The sequence below is a fragment of the Nonomuraea soli genome (genome assembly GCF_013761175.1).
GTDB lineage: Bacteria > Actinomycetota > Actinomycetes > Streptosporangiales > Streptosporangiaceae > Nonomuraea > Nonomuraea soli.
Genome location: NZ_JACDUR010000004.1, coordinates 202,444 through 227,242, shown reverse-complemented (window position 1 = coordinate 227,242; position 24,799 = coordinate 202,444). Strand labels below are relative to the sequence as shown.

Sequence of the window (24,799 nt, the reverse complement as noted above, 5' to 3'; positions counted from 1 at the left end):
CACTGTCACAGCCCCGAGCGCAGCGAGGGACCTCGCCGTCCACCGAAAAAGAAAAGAGGGATTACTTGAGCAGCTGGCGAGCCATGACCACCCGCTGGATCTGGTTAGTCCCCTCGTAGATCTGCGTGATCTTCGCATCACGCATCATCCGCTCCACCGGGAACTCCCGCGTGTACCCGTACCCGCCGAGCAACTGCACCGCATCCGTGGTGATCTCCATAGCCGCGTCGGAGGCCGCGCACTTGGCGGCGCTCGACAGGAAGGTGAGGTCCTTCTGCGGCTGTCCGTGCATGGCGAGCTCGGACTTGGCCGCCGCGTGGTAGGTGAGCTGCCTGGCCGCCTCGAGCTTCATGGCCATGTCCGCGAGCATGAACTGCAGCCCCTGGAAGTCGGCGATCGGCTTGCCGAACTGCTTGCGCTCCTTGACGTACCCGAGGGCGTAGTCGAGTGCCCCCTGGGCGATGCCGAGGGCCTGGGCGGCGATGGTGATGCGGGTGTGGTCAAGCGTGGCCAGGGCGGTCTTGAAGCCGGTGCCCGGTTCGCCGATCATGCGGGTCGCGGGGATGCGGACGTTCTCCAGGATGACCTGGCGCGTCGGCGAGCCCTTGATGCCGAGCTTCTTCTCCTTGGGCCCGAAGGAGACGCCTTCGTCGGACTTCTCGACGACGAAGGCGGAGATGCCCCTGGCGCCCTCGCCGGGCGCGGTGACGGCCATGACGGTGTAGTAGTCGGACACGCCGGCGTTGGTGATCCACATCTTGGTGCCGTTGAGCACGTAGTGGTCGCCGTCGAGTTCGGCGCGGGTCTTCATGGCCGCGGCGTCCGAGCCCGCGTCGGCTTCGGACAGGGCGTAGGAGAACATCGCCTCGCCGCGGGCCACCGGGGGCAGGTAGCGCTGCTTGAGCTCTTCGGAGGCGGAGAGCATCAAGGGGACGGTGCCGAGCTTGTTCACGGCGGGGATGAGGGACGAGGCCGCGCAGGCGCGGGCCACCTCCTCGATGACGATCACCGTGGCCAGCGCGTCGGCACCCGCGCCGCCGTACTCCTCAGGCACGTGGACGGCGTGCAGGTCCGCCGCCACCAGCGACTTGTAGACGTCGGAGGGGAACTCCTCGGTCTCGTCGGTCTCTGCGGCGCGGGGGGCGATCTTCTCGTCGGCGACGGCCCTGGCGGTCTCGCGCAACATCTCGTGCTCTTCGGTGGGCGCGTAGAAAGACATGGGACAAATACTAGGACGTCCTACCATCTTGTTACTAGCGGGTACGGTTTGTGTCCTCAGAGTGGAGGCACAGAGGTAGGTAGTGGTGGGGGGCCGGTAACATGCGTGCCGATGAAGGGAGCCTCCACGTGCCAATTCGCCTGACGGTGATCGGAACCGGATACCTAGGGATCACCCACGCGGCGTGCATGGCGGATCTCGGCTTCGAGGTCCTCGGCCTCGACATCGACGCCGACAAGATCCGCCGCCTCCAGAACGGCGAGTTGCCGATCCACGAGGAGGGCCTCGAACCACTCCTGCGCCGCGGGCTGGAGTCCGGGCGGTTGCGCTTCACGACGTCCTACGAAGAGGTCGCCGCCTTCGGCGACGTGCACTTCATGTGCCTCGGGACGCCGCAGAAGAAGGGCGAGTACGCCGCCGACGTCTCCCAGCTCGACGACGCCGTCGAGGCGCTGGCGCCGCATCTCGGCCGCGAGTGCCTCGTGGTGGGCAAGTCGACCGTGCCCGTGGGTACGGCCGAGCGGCTGGCGGCCAAGATCCAGCGGCTCGCCCCGGCGGGCGCGGGTGCGGAGCTGGCGTGGAACCCCGAGTTCCTGCGCGAGGGCTTCGCCGTACAGGACACCCTCGAGCCGGACCGGATCGTGATCGGCGTACGGTCGCAGAAGGCGGAGCAGACCCTGCGCGAGGTCTACCGGCCGCTCGGCGAGGTGCCGATGGTGGTGACCGACTTCGCCACCGCCGAGCTGGTCAAGTCCGCCGCCAACGCCTTCCTGGCGACCAAGATCTCCTTCATCAACGCCATGGCCGAGGTGTGCGAGGCGGCGCATGCCGACGTGCAGCAGCTGGCCACGGCACTGTCCTACGACGACAGGATCGGCGGGCGCTTCCTCAACGCCGGGCTCGGGTTCGGCGGCGGGTGCCTGCCCAAGGACATCAGGGCCTTCATGGCGCGCGCGGGCGAGCTGGGCGCCGACCAGGCGCTGACGTTCCTGCGCGAGGTCGACGCGATCAACATGCGGCGGCGGGCGCGCATGGTCGACCTGGCCCGCGAGCTGGCGGGCGGGTCGTTCCACGGGTGCACGGTGGGTGTGCTGGGCGCGGCGTTCAAGCCGAACTCCGACGACATCCGCGACTCCCCGGCGCTCGACGTGGCGGCGACGATCGGGCAGCAGGGCGGGCTCGTGTCCGTCTACGACCCGATCGCGCTCGACAACGCGCGCAAGGCGCATCCCGAGCTGAGCTACGCGACCTCCGCGGCCGAGGCGGCGCGCGGGGCGAACGTGGTGCTGCTGCTGACCGAGTGGAACGAGTTCGTGCAGCTCGACCCGGAGGAGCTCGGGGCGGTGGTGGCGACGCGGAAGATCGTCGACGGCCGCAACGCCCTCGACCCGGCCCGCTGGCGCGCCGCCGGCTGGCACTACCGCGCCCTGGGCCGGCCCTAGCCTTCGGCGCGAAGGTTCACCCCTCGACCGGGCCTCCGTCATCTCGCTGACGAAGCGGGGAACCCTACCCGGCGGCCAGGTGTTTGCCCCACGTCGTCAGCAGGGGCCGGTATCCCTGGCGCGCCCAGAACGGGCCCGACATCGGATTGGCCACCTGGTAGTGCAGCAGCGTCGCGCCCACCCCCGCGGCGTCAAGATGCGCGCCCACCCTGGCGGCCATCGCGTCGGCCACGCCGACACCCCGCAGCGCCGGGTCGAGGAAGGCCAGGCCCAGGTAGGCGACGGGTGACGCGGTGGTGAGCGAGGCGATCCAGTCCGCGGCGGAGGGCGGCTCGACGGTCATCATCCCGGCGACGTGCCCGCCGCGCTCGGCCACCCAGCACCACGACTCGCCGGCGTTCAGCAGCTCGCCCAGGTGCCCGCGCAGTCCCCTGGCCGTGGAGGGCCGCAGCCGCAACCAGCCGAACTGGGCTTCGTAGGCGACGAGCTGTTCGTACAGGACGCTCATTCGTTCCAGGTCGGACGGCACCGCCCGGCGTACGCCGTAACCGTCGGCGAGAGGGGTGGGCCGTCCCGGCGCACGCCCGGCCGTACGGACGGCGATGACGGACGTCGGCGCGAACCCGCGCCTGGCCAGCGCCAGGACGGTGGAGGTGTCGCGGGAGGGCCAGGTGACCGACAGCGCGTGGTCGTCGCCTCTCGCGCTGATCCCCGCCTGCCATTTGGCGAGCAGGTCGCCGAATGCCTCGGCCGTGGCGACCCTGGGCTGGAGCGTGTACTTGACGAGAGGCCCCCAGGCCGCGTTGAGCGACCCGGGGTCGGTACGGCTGACCGCGGCCACGCCCACGGCGCCCTTCACCTTGACCAGCTGCTCACCCGGACCGGGGGCGGGAAGCGTGTCAGGGACGGCGACGAGCGGATCGGCCCTGCGCACCCGCTCGGCGTGCTGCTTCTCTACGTCCACGCGCTGAGCGTAGTGAAGCAGGACCTCGTCAGCCGAGTGTCAGTTTGGCCGCCTCTTCGCGAAGCTTGTCACCCTTGGCATAGGCCTGACGGCGCAGGTCGTCCTGGAACTCGACGACGCGCTCGCGCAGAGCCTCGTCGGTGGCGGCCAGGATGCGTACGGCCAGCAGACCCGCGTTCCTGGCGCCCCCGATCGCCATCGTCGCCACCGGCACCCCGGCGGGCATCTGGACGATCGACATCAGGGAGTCCATGCCGTCGAGGTACTTCAGCGGGACGGGGACGCCGATGACCGGCAGCGGCGTCACGCTGGCGAGCATGCCGGGCAGGTGCGCGGCTCCACCGGCGCCCGCGATGATCACCTTGACGCCGCGGGAGGCGGCCTGCCTGCCGTACTCGATCATCTCGGCGGGCATGCGGTGCGCCGAGACCACGTCGGCCTCGAACGGCAGGCCGAACTCGGCCACCGCCTCGGCCGCCAGCTTCATGACCGGCCAGTCGGAGTCGCTGCCCATGACGATACCGATCATGTGTACTCCCCAGAGGTCAGGTAGACGGCCGCGTGCCTGGCTTTGGCGCGGACGGTGTCGAGGTCGTCGCCGAGTGCGGTGACGTGGCCGATCTTCCTGCCCGGCCGTACGTCCTTGCCGTAGAAGTGCACCTTGACGCCAGGGTCGTGGGCCATCACGTGCTCGTAGCGCTTGAAGATGTCGGGCTCGTCGCCGCCCAGCAGGTTGACCATGACGACCCACTTGGCGGTCAGCTTCGGCGAGCCCAGCGGCAGGTCCAGTACGGCACGCAGGTGCTGCTCGAACTGGGAGGTGCGGGCGCCCTCGATGGTCCAGTGGCCGGAGTTGTGCGGCCTCATGGCCAGCTCGTTGACGACCAGGCCGTGCTCGGTCTCGAACATCTCGACGGCCAGCAGCCCGGTCACGCCGAGCTCGTTGGCGATCTTCAGCGCGATGCGCTGCGCCTGCGCGGCGTCCTCGGGATCGATCGCCGGGGCGGGCGCGATGACCTCGACGCAGATGCCGTCCTCCTGGACGGTCTCCACCACCGGATAGCTCACCCCCTGGCCGTGGGGCGAGCGGGCGACCAGCACCGCGAGCTCACGCTGGAACGGCACGAACGCCTCGGCCATCAGCTCGACGCCGGTGGCGACGGTCTCGCGCGCCTCCTTGGCCGAGCGCACCACCCAGACCCCGCGGCCGTCGTAACCGCCGCGCACCGCCTTGAGCACCACCGGCCAGCCGTGCTCCTGCGCGAAACGCTCGACGTCGTCGACGGTCGTGACACGGCTCCAGGCCGGGCAGGGCGCGCCGATCGCGGTCAGGCGCTCGCGCATCACCGCCTTGTCCTGGGCGTGCACCAGGGCGTCGGCGCCCGGATGCACGTTGACCCCCTCGGCCACCAGCGCCCTGATGTGGTCGGTGGGGACGTGCTCGTGGTCGAAGGTGATCGCGTCGCAGCCCTTGGCGAACTCCTGGAGGTCGGCCAGCGCCCTGTAGTCGCCGATCCGGGTGTCGACGATCACCTTGGCGGCGCCCTCGTCGTGGGAGTTGGCCAGCACGCGCAGCTCGACGCCGAGTGCGATCGCCGGTGGTTGGGTCATCCTGGCCAGCTGGCCTGCGCCGACGATGCCGACTACTGGGGTGCTCACGTGTCCTGAGCTTACCAAGGGCGCCGGCGTCGATCGGGCCGCGTGCGCCCTGCCCACGGCAGGCCAGGCGGTGTGCCCGCCGTACCTGGGAACCTGCGCGTTCCACGCTCTGGCCCAGCAGTACAGCTCAGCCCACGGAGGTCTGGCGGATGGCGACGGTCGACAGCTTGTTGCCGGGAGTGATCCTGGTGGCCAGGACGGCGTAGTCCGACGCGTCGATCTCCAGCGCGTGGAAGACGAGCATCGCGCCGTCGGCCAGGGCCAGGGCCCGGGTGGGCCCGGGGACGAGCTTCACGTCGGCCTGCTTCTTGGTGGTCGAGGAGAACAGGTCTCTGACCGGGTCACCCGAGGGGAAGCGCACGCCGCTGACGCCCGCCGGGTCGGTGAGGTAGGTGACGTGCCGCTGGGGGACGAGGCGGGCCTTGACCGCGGTCTCCGGGGCGGGAGTGACGTCGGAGGCGAGCGACGGCACCTCGTCGACGAGCGGGATCGGCCCCGCGGCCAGGCGCCAGTCGTCGTCCTCGCGGACGAAGACGAAGTAGGCGGGCGACGGCTTCGTGGCGATGGCGGCGAACCAGTCGTCCTCGGCGGGCAGGAAGAACTCGGGCGCGGAGTACTCCCCCAGGTCGGGCGGCGAGGAGTCCGAGGAGGGCGGGCGGCCGGGCGGGGATGCCGGGCGGTCCTTCCGGGCGGCCTCGCAGGCACGGCCGCCCAGCACGTTCTCGGCCCAGGTGGTGAAGTGCTCGACGGCGGCGCAGTCGAGCGCGCGCCAGGCCTTGTCGAGCTGTCCGAGCAGGCCGAAGGCGGCTTCGGCGGCGACGGTGTCGGCCCTTCCCGGTGAGAGCGGGTCAGCCGAGGTCCCTTGGGAGGGCGTGTCGACCACCGAGGTCCCTTGGACCGCAGGCGCGCTTCCACACGCTGTGACCAGGCAGAGGCCGAGCAGCAGAGCGGACGGTCGTCGCGGCACGAGGGGCTCCCGGAGCTCGATCGGCCACGCCAGCGTAACGGGACGCCTACGACATTTCCGTTCATAGACCGATATTTAGGGGAGCGCACTTTGTGCGAAGGTGATGAAACCTCCCCGACCCCGACCTCACACGGGCGCCGGTAGTCTGGGAAGGTCGTGTCGGGTTGACCAGGAAAGGATCGTGCAGGAGACGTGCAGCTTCTCAGACGCGCCTACCAGCGGATCCGCGGCATGGTCCTCGAACTGGCCAAGTTCGGCACGATCGGCCTCGTCGCCTTCGTGATCAACTACGGAGTCCGCAACCTCCTGTGGTTGTGGTGGGGCACAGAAGGCACCGTGACCGCGGCGGTCATCGCCACCGTGGTAGCCACCACCTTCGCCTACTTCGGCAACCGCTACTGGACCTACCGCAACCGCGAGCAGAACGGCCTGGGGCGCGAATACCTGCTCTTCTTCATGCTCAACGGCATCGGCCTGCTGATCGAAGTCCTCTGCCTCGGCTTCAGCAAATACACGCTCGGCTACAACAGCCTGCTGGCCAACAACATCGCCTCCCTGGTGGGCACCGGCTTCGGCACGCTGTTCCGCTTCTGGTCCTACCGGCGCTGGGTCTTCCTGGAGGCCACCGAGCAGATCCCCGCCGAGCTGCCCGGCGTCAAGCAGGACCGGTAACCACCCGGTTGCGCTCGTTCGCCGGGCGCAGGAACAACGCGAACACCGCAGGCTTGCGCCGTATCAACTCCAGGCGCCCGCCGTCGGCGGCGGCCAGGGCTCGTGCCAGGGTGAGTCCGAGCCCGGTTCCGCCTCCACCGCTCACGTTGCGCTCGAAGACCTTCGGCGCCAGCTCGTCGGGGATGCCCGAGCCCTGGTCGGCGACCTCGATCACGACGTAGTTGTCGCTGAGGTTGGTGGTGACCGTGACCACTCCTCCGCCGTGGCGCAGGGAGTTCTCCAGCAACGTCGCCACGACCTGGCCGAAGCCGCCTTCCGTGGCCAGGGCCCGCAGGCCGCGCGAGCCTTCGAGCAGCAGCCCGCGCCCGGCGCGGCGGAAGGCGGGTTCCCACTCGGTGATCTGCTGGATGAGGATCTCGTCGACCGACATCGGCTCGGCCTGGGCGTGACGCTGCCGCCGGGCGGCGGCCAGGAGCTCGTCGATGACCGCGGTGAGCCGTTCGGCCTGCACGATCGCGGCTTCGCCCTCCTCGCGCACGATGACGGGCTGGTCGGAGGCGGCCACGATCTCCTCCAGCCGCATGGTCAGCCCCGTGAGCGGGGTGCGCAGCTGGTGGGAGGCGTCGGTGGCGAACTCGCGTTCGCGGGTGAGCAGGTCGGAGATCCGCGAGGCGCTGCGGTCGAGCACTTCGGCCACCCGGTCGAGCTCGGCGATGCCGTAGCGGTGTTTGCTGGGCCGTGCGTCACCCGAACCCAGCCGCTCGGCGATCTTGGCCAGGTCCTGCAGGGGCAGGGTGAGCCGCCGCGACTGCACGATGGCCAGCCCTACCGCCACGGCCAGGGCCGCGGCGGCCAGGGCCACGATGAGCAGGAGGCGAGCACGAACGTCCGCCTCGACCTCACCCCGGTCTCTGGTCACGCGGACGTAGATGCCGTCGTCGGACTTGGCGTCCTCCCACATGGCCTGATCGGACGACACCTCGGTGCCGACGATCAGGGCTTTGGGGGGATTGCCGGTGGTGTAGATCTGGATGTAGCGGTCCGGGTAGTTCTGCTCGATCTGCTCTGGGTCGATCGGGGCATCCTGGATCTGCGCGTAGCCGACCTCCTGTACCAGGCGGTTGGCCTCTCCTTGCAGCTCCGCGGCGGCCTCGTCCACGATCAGGCGGCTGACGACGATGCCGAGCGGCACCCCGAGCAGCAACACCGCGATGACCGCGACGACCAGCGTGGAGGAGAGCAGGCGACGCCGCATCGCCTACTCGCGCTCGAACCGGAAGCCGACTCCCCGGACGGTGGTGATGTAACGGGGCTTGGCGGCGTCGTCGCCCAGCTTGCGGCGCAACCACGAGATGTGCATGTCGAGCGTCTTGGTGGAGCCCCACCAGTTGGTGTCCCACACCTCGCGCATGATCTGCTCGCGCGTGACCACCTTGCCCGCGTCGCGCACCAGGACGCGCAGCAGGTCGAACTCCTTGGTGGTCAGGTGGAGTTCCTTGTCGCCCATCCACGCGCGGCGGGAGTCGGCGTCGATGCGCACGCCCTGGACCACGGGGGTCTCGGAGGTGCCGCGCCGAAGCAGCGCCCGGACGCGGGCGAGCAGCTCGGCCAGGCGGAAGGGCTTGGTGACGTAGTCGTCGGCGCCGGCGTCGAGGCCGACCACGGTGTCGACCTCGTCGACGCGGGCGGTGAGGATGAGCACAGGGGTGCCGTGTCCCTCGGCCCGGATACGGCGGGCGACCTCCAGGCCATCCATCTCGGGCAGGCCCAGGTCGAGCACGATGAGGTCGATCCCACCAGAAAGAGCCCGCTCCAGGGCCTGGGGGCCGTCGGGAGTCACCTCGACCTGGTAGCCCTCGCGGCGCAGGGCGCGAGCGAGCGGCTCCGAGATCGAGGCGTCATCCTCGGCGAGAAGTACGCTGGTCATGAAGCGATCGTAGGACCTTAAGCGATCGTTTCCCGGCTACAGCGCACGGTTTGACTTGTCGTTGACCTATCCATTGACCTGGGCAAACGCAGATAAATGTCGGTTAGTCGGGGTTAAATAACCGCGAACTCCCAGCCCTTAAGGAAAACCGGCCGTTGCACAAATGCGACACGCCCGCCGGTTGTTCTCTCGGCGGGCGTGTCGCGCAATGACAAGATCAGTCAGCCGAGGGAGGCTCGGCATAACGCGCCAGGTAGAGCTGCTCGCCGAGGCTCTGGATGAGCGACAGTTCGGTCTCGAGGTAGTCGATGTGGTGCTCTTCGTCCTCAAGGATGTCCTCGAACAGGCGCGCCGAGGTGGTGTCGCCCTTCTCGCGCATCAACTGGATGCCCGGCTTGAGCCGTGCCACCACGCTCAGCTCGACCTCAAGATCGGCCTTGAGCTGCTCCTCGACGGTCTGCCCGATGTGAAGCGTGCCCAGCCGCTGGTAGTTCGGCAGGCCCTCAAGGAAGAGAATGCGGTCGGTGAGACGCTCGGCGTGACGCATCTCGTCGATCGACTCTTCACGGGTGTGCTTCGCGAGCTTGGTGTAGCCCCAGTTCTCCTGCATCTTGGCATGCAGGAAGTACTGGTTGATCGCGGTCAGTTCCGCGGTGAGCTGTTCGTTAAGCAGCTCGATAATCTGCTTGTCGCCCTGCATCAACGGGCTCCTTGTGCTGTGCGATCGGAACAACGTCTTCAGACCGCTTCAGCATCGCACAGATCTTCCTGACGCAAGAGGCACAGTCGCCCCCGGCGCCGGTGGTGTCGCGGATCTGCTTGGCGGACTTCGCACCTGCGGCGATGCAGTCGTGGACCTCACCTTCGGTCACTGCACGACAGACACAGATGTACGCCACGGAGGAAGCCCTCTCGATCCATAGGTAAGGCTCTCCTAAGGTACCTCACATTGGTAAGGCTTGCCTATGTGAGGGACGACACAGGCACAAACCTCCCAGGAGAGGACATTCCCCCGTGGCGTAACGTGTTCAGTCCGCCACGTTGGGTACCTCGGCGCCGATCGTGGTCGAATCCCCGTGTCCGGTGTGCACCACCGTCGAGGCGGGCAGGGTCAGCAACCTCGTCCTGATCGACTCCACGATGGTCTCCCGCGAGGAGTACGACCGGCCCGTCGCGCCCGGCCCGCCCTGGAAGAGCGTGTCGCCGGTGAAGACCGCGCCGAGCTCCGGCGCGTACAGGCAGACCGCCCCCGGCGAGTGGCCCGGGGTGTGCAGCACCGTCAGGGCGACGCCGCCGGCCTTGAGCGTCTCGCCGTCGCCGAGGTCGTCGTACGGCACCGCCGAGCCGTACTCCATCTCCCACAGCACCTGGTCGGCCGGGTGCAGCCGGATCGGGGCGCCGGTCAGGCGGGCCAGCTCGGCGGCGGCGTTGATGTGGTCGTTGTGCGCGTGCGTGCACACGATCGCCCGCACGGTGCGGTCACCCACCCGCTCGGCGATGGCCTCGGCCGAGTGGGCGGCGTCGATGACGATCACCTCGCGCCCGTCGCCGACGAGCCAGACGTTGTTGTCGACCTCCCAGGTGCCGCCGTCGAGCGAGAAGGTCCCCGAAGTGATGACGCGGTCGATCAAAGCAGCACCACCGAGCGCAGGACCTCGCCGCGGTGCATCTTGGCGAACGCCTCCTCGACCGAGTCGAGCGCGATCGTCTCGGAGACGAACTTGTCGAGTGGCAGGCGGTTCTGCAGGAACAGGTCGATGAGCATCGGGAAGTCACGCGAGGGCAGGCAGTCGCCGTACCACGACGACTTCAGCGAGCCTCCGCGGCCGAAGACGTCGAGCAGTGGCAGGTCCAGCGTCATCTCCGGCGTCGGGACGCCGACCAGGACCACGGTCCCCGCCAGGTCGCGGGCGTAGAAGGCCTGCTTGTAGGTCTCGACCCTGCCGACCGCCTCGATGACGACGTCGGCGCCGAAGCCCCCGGTGAGCTCGCGGATCGCCTCGACCGGGTCGGCCGAGCGGGAGTTGACCGTGTGGGTGGCGCCGAAGCCGCGCGCCCACTCCAGTTTCCTGTCGTCCACGTCGACCGCGATGATCTTCGAGGCGCCGGCCAGCGACGAGCCGAGGATCGCCGCGTCGCCGACGCCGCCGCAGCCGATGACCGCGACGGTGTCGCCGCGGGTCACTCCCCCGGTGTTGATGGCCGCGCCGATGCCCGCCATCACGCCGCACCCCAGCAGGCCGGCGACCTCGGCGGGCGCCTCGACCTGCACGCGGGTGCACTGCCCGGCGGCGACGAGGGTCTTCTCGGCGAACGCGCCGATCCCGAGGGCCGGGCTGAGCTCCGTGCCGTCGATCAGGGTCATCTTCTGCGCGGCGTTGTGCGTGGCGAAGCAGTACCAGGGCCGCCCGCGCAGGCAGGCACGGCACTGGCCGCACACGGCCCGCCAGTTCAGGATCACGTAGTCGCCGGGCTCCAGCCCGGTGACGCCGGGACCGACCGCCTCGACCACGCCGGCCGCCTCATGGCCGAGCAGGAACGGGAAGTCGTCGTTGATACCGCCTTCGCGGTAGTGCAGGTCCGTGTGGCACACGCCGCACGCCTTGATGTTCACGACCGCTTCGCCTGGCCCGGGATCGGGGATCAGGACGGTCTCGACGGATACTGCCTCACCCTTGCCACGCGCGATGACGCCTTGAACTTCGTACGGCATGCCAGCCATCGTGGATCACCGGGGTCATCGCCGCAAGACGAAAGGCTGGACCAATCCCAGCCCGCGCAGCGCCCGGCGTCGGAGCCTGACCAGCCGAAAGCCGGTGAGAGCCTCGGCGAGGGCGGAGTCGAGCAGGATGGTGCCCGGCCGCGCCAGCGTGGTCAGGCGGGAGGCGAGGTTGACCGTGGTGCCGAAGACGTCGCCGAGCATCGGAAGGACGGGCCCGTAGGCCAGGCCGATCCGCATGTCGTCGCCGACGAGCTCCATCGCGACGCGTGCCGCCTGCTCGGGGTCGGCGGCGGTGAACAGCACCTCGTCGCCGAGGGTCTTGACGAGCCGGGCGCCGTGGGCGGCGATCACGTCGGCGGCCCGCGACTCGAAGCCCTCGACGAGCTCGGCCAGTTCGTCCTCGCCCAGCTCGCGAGAGCGACGGGTGAAGGAGACCAGGTCGGCGAAGCCGACGGCGAGGGTGGCCCGGGTGGGCACGGTCTCGTCGGTCAGGTCCGCCATCGTCAGCAGCCTGGTCCCCGCGGCGGCCAGCTGGGCCCGCCAGACGTGGACGAGCACCTGCTCGAAGTCGGGCAGCAGTTTCTCCGCCGCCAGCAGGACCCGTTCGAGGTCGGCGTCGGAGGGGTCGGCGGGGAGCAGGGCGCCGATCATGATCTCCGCCTGCCACTGGGCCAGCCTGGCGGTGGTCTGGCCCAGGGCACGGGCCATGCGGATGGAGGTCGCCTCGTCGAGCAGGCCGGTGTCGAGCATGGTCCGCACCCTGCGCAGGGTGGCCACGTCGGCTTCCGTGAAGACGACCTCGTCGTCGGTCGGGCTGGCGAAGCCGAGGGCTCGCCACAGCCGCTCGGCCAGCGCCGAGGAGACCCCGGCCGCCTGCGCGACCTGCAGCCGGGTGTAGCTGGCGCCGGGGCCGACGAACAGCCGCTCGATCTCCTCGGCCGTCGGCCTAGTCATGCTGGGAGATATCACCGTCTGAGGCGTCTTCAACCAGCCGGAACAGCTCGGCGCGCACGTCCTGGATCTCGGGGATGTCCTTGAGCAGCATCTGGCCCTTCTCCCCCGCCGACTCCACGGTCAGGGTGCCGCAGCCGAGGATGCGCTCGAAGAAGGTCTGGTCGGAGCTGACCGTGTTCACCTTCGTCATCGGGATCTCGTCCGTCGACTTGTTGAGCACGCCGGTGCTGATCGTGAAGCGGTGTGTGGTGAGCACGTAGCCGGTGTTCTTCCACTGCAGGTACGGCACGAACGACCAGACCGTCAGGAGGAGGAGCGCGATCACGCCGACGGCGATGCGCGCGTAGGTGGAGTACTCCCAGTCGCCCGGGATGAAGTACAGACCGGCGCCCGCCGCGAGCGCGATGAGGATCAGCGCGAGGAACGGCCCCACGAGCCGCTTCCAGTGCGGGTGGAACGCACGGATGCGCCGCTCGCCCTGGGTCAAGTGATGGTCGGGGAGTGTCATGGGTGAAATGTACTGCTCAGGGCCCGAGTCTCGGGGGACGTGCGCCACAGAAAACGCCGCCGTCGTCGAGAGGCGCCGCCGCCGGCCAGGATCACCGCACGCTCTTGATCGGCGCCACGGTGGCCGCGGCGATCAGGCCGGTGACCAGGACCAGCACCATCAGGGCCGGGTAGCCGAACGCCTCGATGACGATGCCGCCGATGAGTCCGGTGGCGGCGTACGGCAGCACGTTGGCGATGCCGATGACGCCCAGGTCCTTGCCGCGGTCCTCCGGCCTGGGCAGCACCTGGGTGATCAGCGCCTGGTCCACGGCCGCGTAGGCGCCGTAGCCGATGCCGAGCAGCAGCGCGCCGACCATGGTGGCCTCGAAGACCGGGACGAAGCCGAAGATCAACCCGGTGGCGCCCTGGAGGGCGGAGGCGATCCAGACCATGCGCTTGCGCTTGAGCGTGCGGTCGGAGATGCGTCCCGCGGGGACGGCGACGGCGCACACGCCGGCGGCGTAGATGGCGGTGAGGATGAAGGTGCCGATCTCCGGGTCCGGATATTTCAGGAAATCCTGGAGGTAGTAGAAGAGGAACACCTGGGCCAGCGCGTTGGAGAGCTGGATGAAGAAGCGCCCCGACCAGGCCCAGGCGAAGTCCGCGTGCCGCAGCGGCGCCACGATCCCCCTGAGGAAGTCGCCCGCCGAGGCGCGCGGCCGCTCGTGCGGGTGCAGCCGCGTCCCCCGAGTCCCGAGGCTGTACGGCAGGGCCAGCAGCAACAGCAGGCCGGCCAGCGCCAGGTAGCCGGGCAGCACGTCGGTGACGACCAGCGCCACCAGCGCGACGCCTACGAGCGGCCCGGCGGAGACCGAGATCCCCATGAACGCCGAGACGAACGCCCGCTGGTTGACCGGGACCTCGTCGGGCACCGCCGCCGAGAGCGCGGCGGTCATGGCCGAGATGCCGGCGTTGGCCAGCCCCCAGACCGCCACGAACGCCAGCGCGCCGGTCACCAGCCCCTGGCCCGCCAGTGCCAGCGCCGCGACCACCGCTCCGGCCAGCACCCAGACCTGGCGCCTGCCCCGCGCGGCCGTCGTGCGATCGGAGAGCATGCCCACGAGCAGGACCACCACGACGGTGACGAGCGCCGAGACGCCGGTCGCCCAGGCGATCTGGGGGACCTTGCCGCTGTCGCCGAACAGCTCGTCGGCCTGCTTGGGCAGGACGATCTGGGCGATGCCGTAGTAGGCGGCGTACATGCCGAACAGTGCCGCCGTCCAGGCGGCGATCCACCCTCCGCGGACCGGGCGCTCGGGCTCGGCGAGGGCGGAAGGGGCCAACGGGTCGGTTGTGGCCATGAGGGGCTCCAGATGATCGCTCCGTCGGGAGCAATCATGACGGAGGCTCACGCTTGGGGCCAGAGCCTCCTCACCGCACGTGGACGACGTCTCCCGCGCTCAGCGTGTGCTTGTCGTCGACCTCCAGATGGCCGTTGCGGTCGACGCCGGTGGCCACGCCGGTCAGCATGCGCTCGCCGGGCAGCTCCACCCGGATCTCGCGGCCGATCGTCGCGCTGACCGCCTGGTAGGCGGCGCGCAGCCCGGAACGGTCGGCGTCGCCCTCGGCCGCCACCCATTCGCGGTAGTGGGCCTCGACCTCGCGCAGGATCTCTCGGAGCAGCGGCTCGCGGTCGAGGCCCGAGGTGCGCTCGCGGTCGAGCTTGCGCCCGGCCAGCTCGATGCCGAGCGAGGTCGCGGTCGGCACGGGCAGCTCGCTCTCGCGCATCGACACGTTGAGTCCCGTGCCCACGATCACGGCGTCGTCGGAGCGCTCCGCCAGGATGCCGGCCAGCTTACGATCGCCGACGAGCAGGTCGTTGGGCCACTTCAGGCGCACGTCGAGCTCGGCCAGCCTGCGCACGGCAGAGGCCGCGGCCACGCCGAACAGCAGCGGCAGCCACCCCTGCCGCTGGGCGGGCACGCGCGGGCGCAGCAGCACCGAGAAGGCCAGGCCCGAGCGCGGCGGAGCGGTCCAGGTGCGCCCGAGCCTGCCCTTGCCGGCGAACTGCATCTCCGCGACGAGCACCATGCCCTCGGGCGAGCCGCCGCGCGCCGACTGCATCAGGTCGGAGTTGGTCGAAGCGGTCCGGTCCACCACCGTCAGGCCGGTCCACAGGCCGCCCGGGCGGATGAGGGCGCGCGTCAGCGCCGCCTGCGACAGCGGCGGCCGGTCGAGATCGGTGTAGCGGGAGTCGGACACCTTTCAACCTTAGGGTGCCGGAGGCGTTGTCGCCCCGGCTCGGCACGCGAGAGAAGATGTCTAGGTGAGCAAGCGTCCTGATCCGCGCAACTGGGCCTCGTGGCGACCTTTCGGCCTGGGCCTGCGCAAACCCAACAACTACCTGGAGCTCTGGAAGGCCTTCAAGGCCGTGAAGGGCAACAGGAGATTCGCCTGGCGCATCCTCAACCAGGGCACCTGCGACGGGTGCGCGCTCGGCACGATGGGCATGCGCGACTGGACCATGGACGAGATCCACCTGTGCAACATCCGGCTGCGCCTGCTGCCGCTGAACACCATGCCGGCGCTCGACCACCGGCTCCTGGCCGACGTCTCCGGGCTGGCGGGCAAGAAGTCGGCGGAGCTGCGCGACCTGGGGCGCCTGCCGTACCCCATGATCAGGCGCGCGGGCGAGCCGGGCTTCACCCGGCTGTCGTGGGAGCAGGCCCTGCGCGTGGCCGCCGAGGGCCTGCGCGGGGCGCGCTTCGGCGCCTACCTGACCAGCCGCGGCGTGCCGAACGAGAACTACTTCGCCGCCCAGAAGGCCGTGCGCGCGATGGGCACCAACAACATCGACAACGCCGCGCGCATCTGCCACTCGCCCTCGACCGTGGCGCTGAAGCAGACCATCGGCGCGGCCGCGACGACCTGCTCCTACACCGACTGGATCGGCTCCGACCTGATCGTCTTCATCGGCTCGAACCCGTCGAACAACCAGCCGGTGGCGATGAAGTACCTCTTCCACGCCAAGAAGGCCGGCACCAGGATCGCGATGGTCAACAGCTATCGCGAGCCGGGCATGGACAAGTACTGGGTGCCGTCGAACGCCGAGTCCGCGCTCTTCGGCACCAAGATCACCGACGAGTTCTTCGGCGTCAACGTCGGCGGCGACATCGGCTTCCTCAACGGCGTGCTGAAGCACCTCGTCGAGAACGACTGGATCGACAAGGCCTTCGTCGACTCCCGCACCAGCGGTTTCGAGTCCGTACGGCAGGCGCTGGCCGAGCAGAGCTGGGAGGAGCTCGAAGCGCTGTCGGGCTCCACCCGCGCCGAGATGCTGCACCTGGCCAGGCTGCTCGGCGAGGCGAAGTCGGCCGTCTTCGTCTGGTCGATGGGCATCACCCAGCACGCCTTCGGCGAGGACAACGTGCGCTCCATCGTCAACCTGGCGCTGGCCCGCGGGTTCGTGGGGCGCGACCGGTGCGGGCTCATGCCCATCCGCGGGCACAGCGGCGTCCAGGGCGGGGCGGAGATGGGCGCCTACGCCACCGGTTTGCCGGGCGGGTTGCCGATCACACCCGAGAACGCCGCGAAGTTCTCCGACATGTGGGGATTCGAGGTCCCCGGCTCGCCCGGCCTGACCGCGACCGAGATGATCGACGCGGCCCACTCCGGCGAGCTCGACGCCCTCGTCTCCAGCGGCGGCAACTTCCTCGAAGTGCTGCCCGACCCCGCCTACTGCCGCGAGGCCCTGTCCCGGCTCGGGCTGCGCGTGCACATCGACATCGTGCTCAGCTCCCAGATGCTGGTCCCGGGCGAGGGCGACGTGCTGCTGCTGCCCGCCCAGACCCGCTACGAGATGGTCGGCGGCGTCACCGAGACCTCCACCGAGCGGCGCGTCATCTTCTCCCCCGAGGTCGAGGGCCCGCGCGTCGGCGAGGCGTGGCCGGAGTGGAAGGTCTTCACCGAGCTCGCCTCGCTCGTGCGGCCGGACGCCGACGTGCGCTACACCGGCACCCCGCAGATCCGCGACGACATCGAACGCGCGGTCCCGTTCTACGAGGGCATCTCGGCCCTGCGCGAGTTCGGTGACAACGTGCAGTACGGCGGGCGGCACCTGTTCGCCGACGGCCGCTTCCAGACGCCCGACGGGCTCGCCCGCTTCTCCGCCGTGCCGGTGCCCGAGCTGCGGCGCCCCGACGGCGCCTTCTCCGTGGCCACCCGGCGCGGCAAGCAGTTCAACAGCATGGTCCACGAGCGCCTCGACGGCTTCAACGGCGCCACCCGCGAGGCGGTCCTGATCAGCCCCTACGACGCCGACCGCCTCGGCCTGCCCGACGGGTGCCCGGTCGAGCTGTCGAACGGCGCCCGCACGTTCACGGGCCGAATCCTGCGCGCCCCTCTGGTGCCGGGCAACCTGCAGATCCACTGGCCCGAGGGCAACGTGCTGCTCGACGAGGCCCGCCGCTCCCCCGACGCCAAGATCCCCGACTACAACGCCGTCGTCACCCTGCGGAAGCTCTCGCCGTGACCGACCGCCCTGGTCCCACGACCCGCACCCGCGTGCTGGCCCTGTCCGGCCTGGCCGCCCGCGACCGCCGCGACGACCTGGCCACCGAGGAGCCGCTGGAGATCCGCCTGGCCAGCCCGCCGGAACGCCGGACCGTGGCCATCACGATGCGCACCCCCGGCCACGACTTCGAGCTGGCCGCCGGGTTCCTCCACGGCGAGGGCCTGGCGGGCGAGATCGAGGCGATCGCCTACTGCACCGACGACGACGTGCCGCCCGAGGCCCGCTACAACACCGTCACCGTCCGCGTCGCCGGACCGCTCCCCGAGCTCCCCGCCCTCGAACGGCACTTCCTCACCTCCAGCGCCTGCGGCGTCTGCGGCTCCGCCAGTCTCGAAGCGCTCCACCACCGCTGCGTGAGGCTCGAGTCCGCCCTGCGGGTCACGGCCTCCACGCTCTACGGGCTGCCCGGCAAGCTCCGCCAGGCGCAGGGCGTCTTCGGCAGGACCGGCGGGCTCCACGCCGCGGGGCTCTTCACGGCGGCGGGCGAGCTGCTGGCCGTCCGCGAAGACGTCGGCAGGCACAACGCGGTCGACAAGGTGGTCGGCTGGGCGGCGCTCCAGCGTCTGCTGCCGCTCTCCGACCATGTGCTGATGGTCAGCGGGCGCAGCAGCTACGAGATCATGCAGAAGGCGCTGGCCGCCGGCATCGCCATGGTCTGCGCGGTCTCCGCGCCCAGTTCCCTGGCGGTCGACCTGGCCAGGGAGTTCGGCATGACGCTCGTCGGGTTCCTGCGCGACGAGCGGTGCAACGTCTACGCGGGGGCGGAACGCGTCGAGGTGTAGGGCGCGGGGTCGGTGACCACCTGGCGGATCACGTGGCCCGCCGCGCCCAGGATCGCCGCGTCGGAGCCCAGTTCCGACACTCCCAGCGACGGCGGCGTCCGCATCCCGCCCAACCTGGCCGACAACACCCGCTCCACCGGCTTCTCCAGCTGCGGGAAGAGCGGCGCGAAGACACCGCCCAGGATGATCCGCCCGGGGTCCACCAGGTGCACCGCCGAGGCGAGCGCCAGCCCGAGCGCCTCGCCCGCCCGCTCCATGGACGACGCCGCCTGCAGCGCCTCCTGCCCCGCGTACACCTCCAGGCATCCCCGCGCGCCGCACCGGCAGCCGGGGCCGTCGGGGTAGACGACGACGTGACCCAGCTCGCCCGCGAAGCCGTACGCCCCGCGGAACAGCGCGCCGTCGACGACCAGGCCGGCGCCGATGCCGATCTCGCCGGAGACGTAGAGGAAGTCACGCGCCCCCGATCCGAACCACAACTCCCCGAGGGCGGCCAGGTTGGCCTCGTTGTCGACGGTGAGCGGCATGCCGAGGTCCACGTGCACGTCGTGCCAGCCGAGGTGGGGCGCGTGCTGCAGCACGCCGTCGTGGACGGGTCCCGGGACGGCGAGCGCGGCGCCGGCGATGGACAGGCCACTCTCCGCGACGGCCGCCTCAGCGAGTTCCCTCAGGTCGGCGAGGGTGCGGCCGGGCCGGGAGCCTCGGTTGTCGACGTGCACCTGGCGGCGCTGACGCACCCGGCCGGTCAGGTCCACGATGCACACGGCCAGGTAGTCGACGTTGACCTCGAGTCCGAGCGCCGCCACACGATCGCCGCTGAGCCGTACCTCGACGCCGGGACGGCCGCGCTCGCCGTCGCGCAGGGCGCCGCTCTCCACCACGAGCCCCGCCTCGACGAGGTCGCCGACCAGCTTGGAGCAGGTGGTCTTGGTCAGTCCCGTGAGCTCGCTGAGGGCGGCGCGCGTGAGCGGTCCGCGGCGGTGGATCTCACCCAGCACCAGGGCCAGATTGCTGGCTCGCATCGAGTCGTGTCTTGACGGCTTCATCGTCACCTTCCAATATTAAGTGCATTATGTGGACTAATTCTCTGACCCCTCGCCCCGAAGACCGCTTCACCTTCGGACTGTGGACCGTGGGCTGGCCGGCCCGCGACCCCTTCGGCGACGCCACCCGTCCCGCGCTCGACCCGGTCGAGACCCTGCACCGCCTGGCCGAGCTGGGCGCCTACGGCGTGAACTACCACGACGACGACCTGCTCGCCGTCGAGTCCGACCGCGACCTGGCGGTCGCCAACTTCACCAAGGGCCTGGCCGACACCGGCCTGAAGTGTCCCTCCGCCACCACCAACCTCTTCACCCACCCCGTCTTCAAGGACGGCGCGTTCACCAGCAACGACCGCGACGTGCGCCGCTACGCCCTGCGCAAGGTCAAGCGCAACCTCGACCTGGCCGCCCAGCTCGGCGCCGACACCTACATCTGCTGGGGCGGCCGCGAGGGCGCCGAGTCCGACGCCGCCAAGGACGTGCGCGCCGCGCTCGACCGCTACAAGGAGGCCTTCGACATTCTCGGGCAATACGTGCTCGACCAGGGATACGACCTGCGCTTCGCGATCGAGCCCAAGCCCAACGAGCCGCGCGGCGACATCCTGCTGCCCACCATCGGGCACGCCCTGGCCTTCATCCAGGAGCTGGAGCACCCCGAGCTCGTCGGGCTCAACCCCGAGGTCGGGCACGAGCAGATGGCCGGGCTCAACTTCGTGCACGGCATCTCCCAGGCCCTCTGGCAGGGCAAGCTCTTCCACATCGACCTCAACGGCCAGCACGGGCCGAAGTACGACCAGGACCTGATCTTCGGCCACGGCGACGTCAAGAGCGCCTTCTTCCTCGTCGACCTGCTGGAGAACGGCGGCTACGAGGGCGTGCGGCACTTCGACTACAAGCCGCTGCGCACCGAGGACGTCGGCGACGTGTGGGACTCGGCCGCGGCCAACATGCGGACCTACCTCATCCTCAAGGAGAAGTCCAAGCAGTACCGCGCCGACCCCGAGGTGCAGGAGGCGCTGGCGGCCTCGCGCGTGCCCGACCTGACGATCCCGACCCTCGGACGCGGCGAGACGCTGGCCTCGCTCGACGGCGACGACTTCGACATCGACGCCGTGGCCGCCCGCGGCTTCCACTTCACCCGGCTCAACCAGCTCGCCCTCGAGCACCTGCTGGGCGTCCGATGACCCTGGTGGCCGGGGTCGACTCCTCCACGCAGAGCTGCAAGGTCGTCGTCCGCGACGCCGAGACCGGCGCGCTGGTACGACAGGGCCGCGCCGCTCACCCGGAGGGCACGTCGGTGCATCCGCGCCACTGGTGGACGGCCTTCCTGGAGGCGGTACGGCAGGCGGGCGGGCTCGACGACGTGGCGGCGATCTCCGTGGCCGGGCAGCAGCACGGCATGGTCTGCCTCGACGCCTCCGGCGAGGTCGTGCGCGATGCCCTGCTCTGGAACGACACCCGCTCGGCCCAGTCGGCCACCGACCTGGTGGCCGAGCTGGGCGGTCCCCAGGCCTGGGCGGACGCCGTCGGCAGCGTGCCGGTGGCGTCCTTCACGGTGACCAAGCTGCGGTGGCTGGCCGAGCACGAACCGGACAACGCCCGCCGCACCGCCGCGGTCTGCCTGCCGCACGACTGGCTGACCTGGCGCCTGGCCGGGGCCCTGGAGTCGGGCACGCTGACCGAGGACGCGCCCGCGCCGCCGCTGGAGCGCCTGACCACCGACCGGGGCGACGCCTCGGGGACCGGCTACTGGTCGCCGATCACCGGGGAGTATCGGACCGACCTGCTGAAGGCGGCCTTCGGCCGGGTGCCGCACCTCCCGATGGTGCTGGGCCCGCGTGCCGAGGCCGCCTCCCGCGTCGCCCCCGGCACCGGCGACAACATGGCCGCCGCGCTAGGGGTGGGCGCCAGGCCGGGCGATGTGATCGTCTCCATCGGCACCTCGGGCACCGCCTTCGCGGTCGCCGACGGGCCGAGCCGCGACCCGAGCGGAGCCGTGGCGGGCTTCGCCGACGCGACGGGGCGGTTCCTGCCGCTGGTCTGCACGCTCAACGCGGCCAGGGTGCTCGACGCCGCGGCGTCCATGCTGGGCGTCGGCCTCGACGAGGTGAGCGAGCTGGCGCTGCGGGCACCGGCGGGCGCCGACGGCCTGGTGCTGGTGCCGTACCTGGAAGGAGAGCGCACCCCGAACCTGCCCGGCGCCACGGGCACCCTGCACGGCCTGACCCTGAAGACCTCGGCTCCCGCGCATCTGGCACGCGCCGCCGTCGAGGGACTGCTGTGTCATCTGGCCGACGCGCTGGACGCGCTGGGCCAGCAGCCGGAACGGGTGCTGCTGATCGGCGGCGGCGCGCGGGCGAAGGCCGTGCGCGAACTGGCACCGTCCGTCTTCGGGCGCCCGGTGATCGTGCCGGAGCCCGGGGAGTACGTGGCCGACGGTGCGGCCAGGCAGGCGGCGTGGTTGCTGGGCGGCCAGGCCGAGCCGCCCGAGTGGGAGCAGGGCGGGACGGAGCGTTTCGAGGGGCGCCCCGAGCCCGCCGTGCGCGAGCGCTACGCGTCGGTCACCGCACCTCGCTGAGCTCACCCCGGGAGGAGACGCCGAGCTTGGGATAGGCCTTGTAGAGGTGGTAGGCCACCGTCTTCGGGCTCAGGAACAGCTGGGCGGCGATGTCGCGGTTGGACATGCCCTGGGCGGCCAGCCGTACGATCTGCAGCTCCTGAGGCGTGAGGGAGGCGAACAGGTCGGTGGCCCCGTGCGGAGCGACGGCGCCGGTCGCCGCGAGCTCGGCGCGAGCACGCTGGGCCCACGGCGCCGCGCCGAGCGCCGTGAAGGCCTCGAGCGCGGCCTCCAGGAACCCGCGGGCGTGGCTCTTGCGGCGGCCACGCCGCAGCCACTCGCCGTAGAGCAGCCGCGTGCGGGCGTGCTCGAACTGGCGGCTGTCGGCGTCGTGGAGCGCCAGCGCGTCCAGGTACAGCCGCTCGGCCTCGTCGTCGGGGCTCTGCAACGCCAGGCACCGCCGTTCGAGCGCGTCGAGCGCGGGCTGGCTCATCCGGCGCGCGTAGCCGGCGAAACGGGAGTACGGCTCGGCGGCCAGCTCCGGCCTGCCCGCACGGACCGCGGCCTCGACGTGGTCGGTGAGGCTGCGCACACCGGGGATCAGGTGCCTTCTGGGCCCGCGCGCCATCTCCTCGAACCTCGACAGCGCCGCCTCCATACGGCCGAGGCTGAGGTCGAGCATGGCCCGGCCCCACTGCGCCCAGACGATGCCCACGGAGCCGGCGCCCGCGGTGGCCCCGCTGAGGGCCTCCTCCACGTGGGCCAGGCAGGTCTCCTCCGCCCCCTGGACGGCGGCGAGGTAGGCGGTCACGCCGTTGATGTGGTTGAGCCACTGCAGCTGGCCGGTGTCGCGGGCGACGCCGCTCGCCTCCGCGAGGTGCACGTGCACCTCGCGGTGGCGGCCGAGGAAGAGCTCGGCCTCGGCCAGGTAGGCGAGCCCGGGGGCGAGCCAGGTGATGGTGCCCTGGGCACGGCTCTGCTCGACGAGGGTCGAGGCCATCTCCCTGGAGGGCTCGTCCTGGGCGACGAGCAGCGCGCAGCCGGCCGCGGAGACCAGGCCGCGCTGGCCGCCCGCGCCGCTGCCCCTGCGGGCGGCGTCCATGAGCCCGGCGATCGGCGGGAAGTCTGCGGTGTCGCGTTCCAGCGCCATGGCGGTGTCCCAGCGCAGCAGCCACACCAGCGCCAGCAGCGGGTCGTCGGGGTCGAGCGCCAGCGTGCCGAGGCGGTCGATGCTGGCTCCCAGCAGCTCCACGTCGAGCGGCAGGAACCAGGCGCAGTGCAGCGCCTCCATCAGCATCCAGAAGGCCCGCTGGGGGGCGAGCTCGGCGATGGATCGTGCGCCCTCGGCGAGGATGTCGTGGGCGACGCGCAGCTCGCCCTGGGCCAGGCCGCCGATCGCGCGGATCTGGTCGAGCCTGGCGATGAGCACGGGATCCGATGTGCGCTCGCGCGCCTGCTGGGCCAGGCCGCCGGCCCGGCCGAAGGCGCCGTGGGCCACCGCCGCCTCCGCGGCGAACGTCAGGCGGCGGCCGATCGCGCCGTGGTCGGTGCCGAGCTGCGCGGCCCGCTCGTAGGCGGCCGCGGCCGCCGCGTGACCGATGCGGGCGGCGGCTCTGGCGGCCGTCTTCTCCAGCTCGACGGCCACCCGCTCGTCGGGTCCCGTCGCTGCCAACGCCAGGTGCCAGGCGCGCCGGTCGGCGTGTTCTGGCGCGTCGAGCGCCTCCGCGAGCGCCGCGTGCACGGCCAGCCTCGCGCTCGTGGTGGCGCCGTGATAGGTCGCCGCCCGGATCAGGGGATGGCGGAAGATCAGCTGCTGGGCGCCGTCGATGCTCACCAGCCCGCGCTCCTCGGCCGGGTGCAGGTCGGCGACCCCGGCCCCGAGCCTGCCCGCCGCGCGCAGGAGCACCGACAGGTCGCCGGTGCCGCCCGCGGCGGCGACGAGCATGAGCGTGCCGGTGGCCTCGGGCAGGCTGCGGACCTGCTGGTGGAAGGCCTCTCGCACGCGGCCGGTGAGCTGGACGGGACGGACCAGGTAGGAGTCTCTGGCGAAGTCGGTGGCCAGCAGCGCGGGCAGCTCGATGAGCGCCAGCGGGTTGCCCTCCGTCTCGCTGTGGATGCGGGCCGCGAGCGCCGCGCCCACCTTGGTGCCCTGGGCCTCCAGGAGTTCGGCCGCCGACCGGGGGTCGAGGCCCTCCAGCCGCATGCTGGGCAGCCCGCGCACGGGCGCCTCGTGACCGGTCTCGCGGCGGGCGAAGATCAGGACGATGCCCTCGCCCTCGAGCCGCCTGGCCGCGAACAACAACGCCTCCGACGAGGCCTGGTCCAGCCACTGGGCATCGTCGACGAGGCAGAGCAGCGGTGACTCCTCGGCCAGTTCCGACAGCAGGGTCAGCACGGCCAGGCCCACCAGGAAGGGGTCGCCGGCGCCTTCCGGCGCCAGCCCGAAGGCGCCGAGCAGGGCGGTGCCCAGCCGTTCAGGCAGCTTGTCGGCGTACGGCAGCAGCGGCTTGAGCAGCAGGTGCAGCGCGGCGTAGGGCAGCTCGGTCTCCGACTCGATCGCCGTGCCGCGCAGGACGCGCAGGCCCGTCGCGGCCTGGGCCGCGTAGTCGAGCAGGGCCGTCTTGCCGATGCCGGGCTGTCCGATGATCACCAGCGCCGAACTCTCACCGCCCCGGGCACGGTCCAGCATGCCGGTCAAGGCTGTCATCTCGTCGTCCCGCCCGAACAGCATGCCGATAACTGTACTGAACACCCACATTTCTGGCGCTGGTGTTACCTATGCGCTCCTGATTCGGCCTTGCGCCGTTCCTCCTAACGTCAGTGGTGCCC

At 70.9% G+C, this 24,799-nt stretch carries 23 protein-coding genes; 6 read left to right on the top strand and 17 right to left on the bottom strand.

The window, feature by feature from the left end:
- Positions 1 to 61 precede the first annotated feature (61 nt).
- Positions 62 to 1,219, bottom strand: a complete 1,158-nt coding sequence (locus tag HNR30_RS19495; protein ID WP_181611340.1) for an acyl-CoA dehydrogenase family protein — start codon at positions 1,217 to 1,219, stop codon at positions 62 to 64.
- Between the two features lie 128 nt (positions 1,220 to 1,347).
- On the opposite strand from HNR30_RS19495, the gene HNR30_RS19490 reads away from it, so the two are divergent.
- Positions 1,348 to 2,661 carry a UDP-glucose dehydrogenase family protein gene (locus HNR30_RS19490; RefSeq protein WP_181611339.1) on the top strand — a complete coding sequence of 438 codons (1,314 nt, stop codon included), beginning with the start codon at positions 1,348 to 1,350 and terminating at the stop codon, positions 2,659 to 2,661.
- A gap of 64 nt (positions 2,662 to 2,725) precedes the next feature.
- On the opposite strand, the gene HNR30_RS19485 is transcribed toward HNR30_RS19490, so the two are convergent.
- From HNR30_RS19485 to HNR30_RS19470, 4 genes are all read right to left on the bottom strand, one after another.
- Entirely contained in the window at positions 2,726 to 3,625 is a 900-nt protein-coding gene (locus HNR30_RS19485) for a GNAT family N-acetyltransferase (protein WP_181611338.1), read from the bottom strand.
- Between the two features lie 28 nt (positions 3,626 to 3,653).
- Complete coding sequence (gene purE / locus HNR30_RS19480; RefSeq protein ID WP_181611337.1) at positions 3,654 to 4,154, bottom strand: 5-(carboxyamino)imidazole ribonucleotide mutase; 501 nt, start codon at positions 4,152 to 4,154, stop codon at positions 3,654 to 3,656.
- Positions 4,151 to 5,284, bottom strand: coding sequence for a 5-(carboxyamino)imidazole ribonucleotide synthase (locus tag HNR30_RS19475; protein ID WP_181611336.1), 1,134 nt, complete (start codon positions 5,282 to 5,284; stop codon positions 4,151 to 4,153). Before HNR30_RS19475 ends, purE begins: the two co-directional genes overlap by 4 nt.
- 127 nt (positions 5,285 to 5,411) lie before the next feature.
- The gene (locus tag HNR30_RS19470; protein WP_181611335.1) at positions 5,412 to 6,167 is read right to left on the bottom strand and encodes a hypothetical protein; all 756 of its coding nucleotides are present in this window, start codon (positions 6,165 to 6,167) and stop codon (positions 5,412 to 5,414) included.
- Between the two features lie 276 nt (positions 6,168 to 6,443).
- On the opposite strand from HNR30_RS19470, the gene HNR30_RS19465 reads away from it, so the two are divergent.
- On the top strand, positions 6,444 to 6,923 hold the full coding sequence (locus HNR30_RS19465; protein WP_312894505.1) for a GtrA family protein: 480 nt from the start codon (positions 6,444 to 6,446) through the stop codon (positions 6,921 to 6,923).
- On the opposite strand, the gene HNR30_RS19460 is transcribed toward HNR30_RS19465, so the two are convergent.
- From HNR30_RS19460 to HNR30_RS19415, 10 genes are all read right to left on the bottom strand, one after another.
- Positions 6,907 to 8,178: an ATP-binding protein gene (locus HNR30_RS19460; RefSeq protein ID WP_181611334.1), complete on the bottom strand. Its 1,272-nt coding sequence runs from the start codon at positions 8,176 to 8,178 to the stop codon at positions 6,907 to 6,909. The two genes, HNR30_RS19465 and HNR30_RS19460, sit on opposite strands and share 17 nt — an antisense overlap.
- 3 nt (positions 8,179 to 8,181) lie before the next feature.
- The gene (locus HNR30_RS19455) at positions 8,182 to 8,850 is read right to left on the bottom strand and encodes a response regulator transcription factor (RefSeq protein ID WP_084963617.1); all 669 of its coding nucleotides are present in this window, start codon (positions 8,848 to 8,850) and stop codon (positions 8,182 to 8,184) included.
- 217 nt (positions 8,851 to 9,067) lie between these two features.
- Complete coding sequence (gene bfr, locus HNR30_RS19450) at positions 9,068 to 9,550, bottom strand: bacterioferritin (protein ID WP_181611333.1); 483 nt, start codon at positions 9,548 to 9,550, stop codon at positions 9,068 to 9,070.
- Positions 9,516 to 9,749: a (2Fe-2S)-binding protein gene (locus HNR30_RS19445; RefSeq protein ID WP_181611332.1), complete on the bottom strand. Its 234-nt coding sequence runs from the start codon at positions 9,747 to 9,749 to the stop codon at positions 9,516 to 9,518. Before HNR30_RS19445 ends, bfr begins: the two co-directional genes overlap by 35 nt.
- Before the next feature lie 129 nt (positions 9,750 to 9,878).
- Positions 9,879 to 10,481, bottom strand: a complete 603-nt coding sequence (locus tag HNR30_RS19440; protein WP_181611331.1) for an MBL fold metallo-hydrolase — start codon at positions 10,479 to 10,481, stop codon at positions 9,879 to 9,881.
- The gene (locus tag HNR30_RS19435; RefSeq protein WP_181611330.1) at positions 10,478 to 11,563 is read right to left on the bottom strand and encodes an S-(hydroxymethyl)mycothiol dehydrogenase; all 1,086 of its coding nucleotides are present in this window, start codon (positions 11,561 to 11,563) and stop codon (positions 10,478 to 10,480) included. Before HNR30_RS19435 ends, HNR30_RS19440 begins: the two co-directional genes overlap by 4 nt.
- A 24-nt stretch (positions 11,564 to 11,587) precedes the next feature.
- Positions 11,588 to 12,526, bottom strand: a complete 939-nt coding sequence (locus tag HNR30_RS19430; RefSeq protein ID WP_181611329.1) for an adenylate/guanylate cyclase domain-containing protein — start codon at positions 12,524 to 12,526, stop codon at positions 11,588 to 11,590.
- On the bottom strand, positions 12,519 to 13,034 hold the full coding sequence (locus HNR30_RS19425; RefSeq protein ID WP_181611328.1) for a PH domain-containing protein: 516 nt from the start codon (positions 13,032 to 13,034) through the stop codon (positions 12,519 to 12,521). The genes HNR30_RS19430 and HNR30_RS19425 overlap by 8 nt, the downstream gene beginning before the upstream one ends.
- Positions 13,035 to 13,125: 91 nt before the next feature.
- Positions 13,126 to 14,376, bottom strand: coding sequence for an MFS transporter (locus HNR30_RS19420; RefSeq protein ID WP_181611327.1), 1,251 nt, complete (start codon positions 14,374 to 14,376; stop codon positions 13,126 to 13,128).
- Positions 14,377 to 14,446: 70 nt separating this feature from the next.
- Positions 14,447 to 15,277 (bottom strand): biotin--[acetyl-CoA-carboxylase] ligase, encoded by an 831-nt coding sequence (locus tag HNR30_RS19415; protein ID WP_181611326.1) that lies wholly within the window; start codon positions 15,275 to 15,277, stop codon positions 14,447 to 14,449.
- Between the two features lie 64 nt (positions 15,278 to 15,341).
- On the opposite strand from HNR30_RS19415, the gene HNR30_RS19410 reads away from it, so the two are divergent.
- Both HNR30_RS19410 and fdhD read left to right on the top strand, forming a co-directional pair.
- Entirely contained in the window at positions 15,342 to 17,546 is a 2,205-nt protein-coding gene (locus tag HNR30_RS19410; protein WP_181611325.1) for an FdhF/YdeP family oxidoreductase, read from the top strand.
- Positions 17,543 to 18,370, top strand: a complete 828-nt coding sequence (fdhD, locus tag HNR30_RS19405; RefSeq protein WP_181611324.1) for a formate dehydrogenase accessory sulfurtransferase FdhD — start codon at positions 17,543 to 17,545, stop codon at positions 18,368 to 18,370. The genes HNR30_RS19410 and fdhD overlap by 4 nt, the downstream gene beginning before the upstream one ends.
- Here fdhD and HNR30_RS19400 read toward each other — a convergent pair.
- Positions 18,340 to 19,392, bottom strand: a complete 1,053-nt coding sequence (locus tag HNR30_RS19400; protein WP_246378887.1) for an ROK family transcriptional regulator — start codon at positions 19,390 to 19,392, stop codon at positions 18,340 to 18,342. The genes fdhD and HNR30_RS19400 overlap by 31 nt on opposite strands.
- 50 nt (positions 19,393 to 19,442) lie before the next feature.
- On the opposite strand from HNR30_RS19400, the gene xylA reads away from it, so the two are divergent.
- Both xylA and HNR30_RS19390 read left to right on the top strand, forming a co-directional pair.
- Entirely contained in the window at positions 19,443 to 20,597 is a 1,155-nt protein-coding gene (xylA, locus tag HNR30_RS19395; RefSeq protein WP_181611322.1) for a xylose isomerase, read from the top strand.
- The gene (locus tag HNR30_RS19390; protein ID WP_181611321.1) at positions 20,594 to 21,991 is read left to right on the top strand and encodes a xylulokinase; all 1,398 of its coding nucleotides are present in this window, start codon (positions 20,594 to 20,596) and stop codon (positions 21,989 to 21,991) included. Before xylA ends, HNR30_RS19390 begins: the two co-directional genes overlap by 4 nt.
- Here HNR30_RS19390 and HNR30_RS19385 read toward each other — a convergent pair.
- A complete protein-coding gene (locus HNR30_RS19385) occupies positions 21,975 to 24,701 on the bottom strand; it encodes an ATP-binding protein (RefSeq protein WP_181611320.1) in 2,727 nt (908 codons plus the stop codon). The genes HNR30_RS19390 and HNR30_RS19385 overlap by 17 nt on opposite strands.
- Between the last annotated feature and the right edge of the window lie 98 nt (positions 24,702 to 24,799).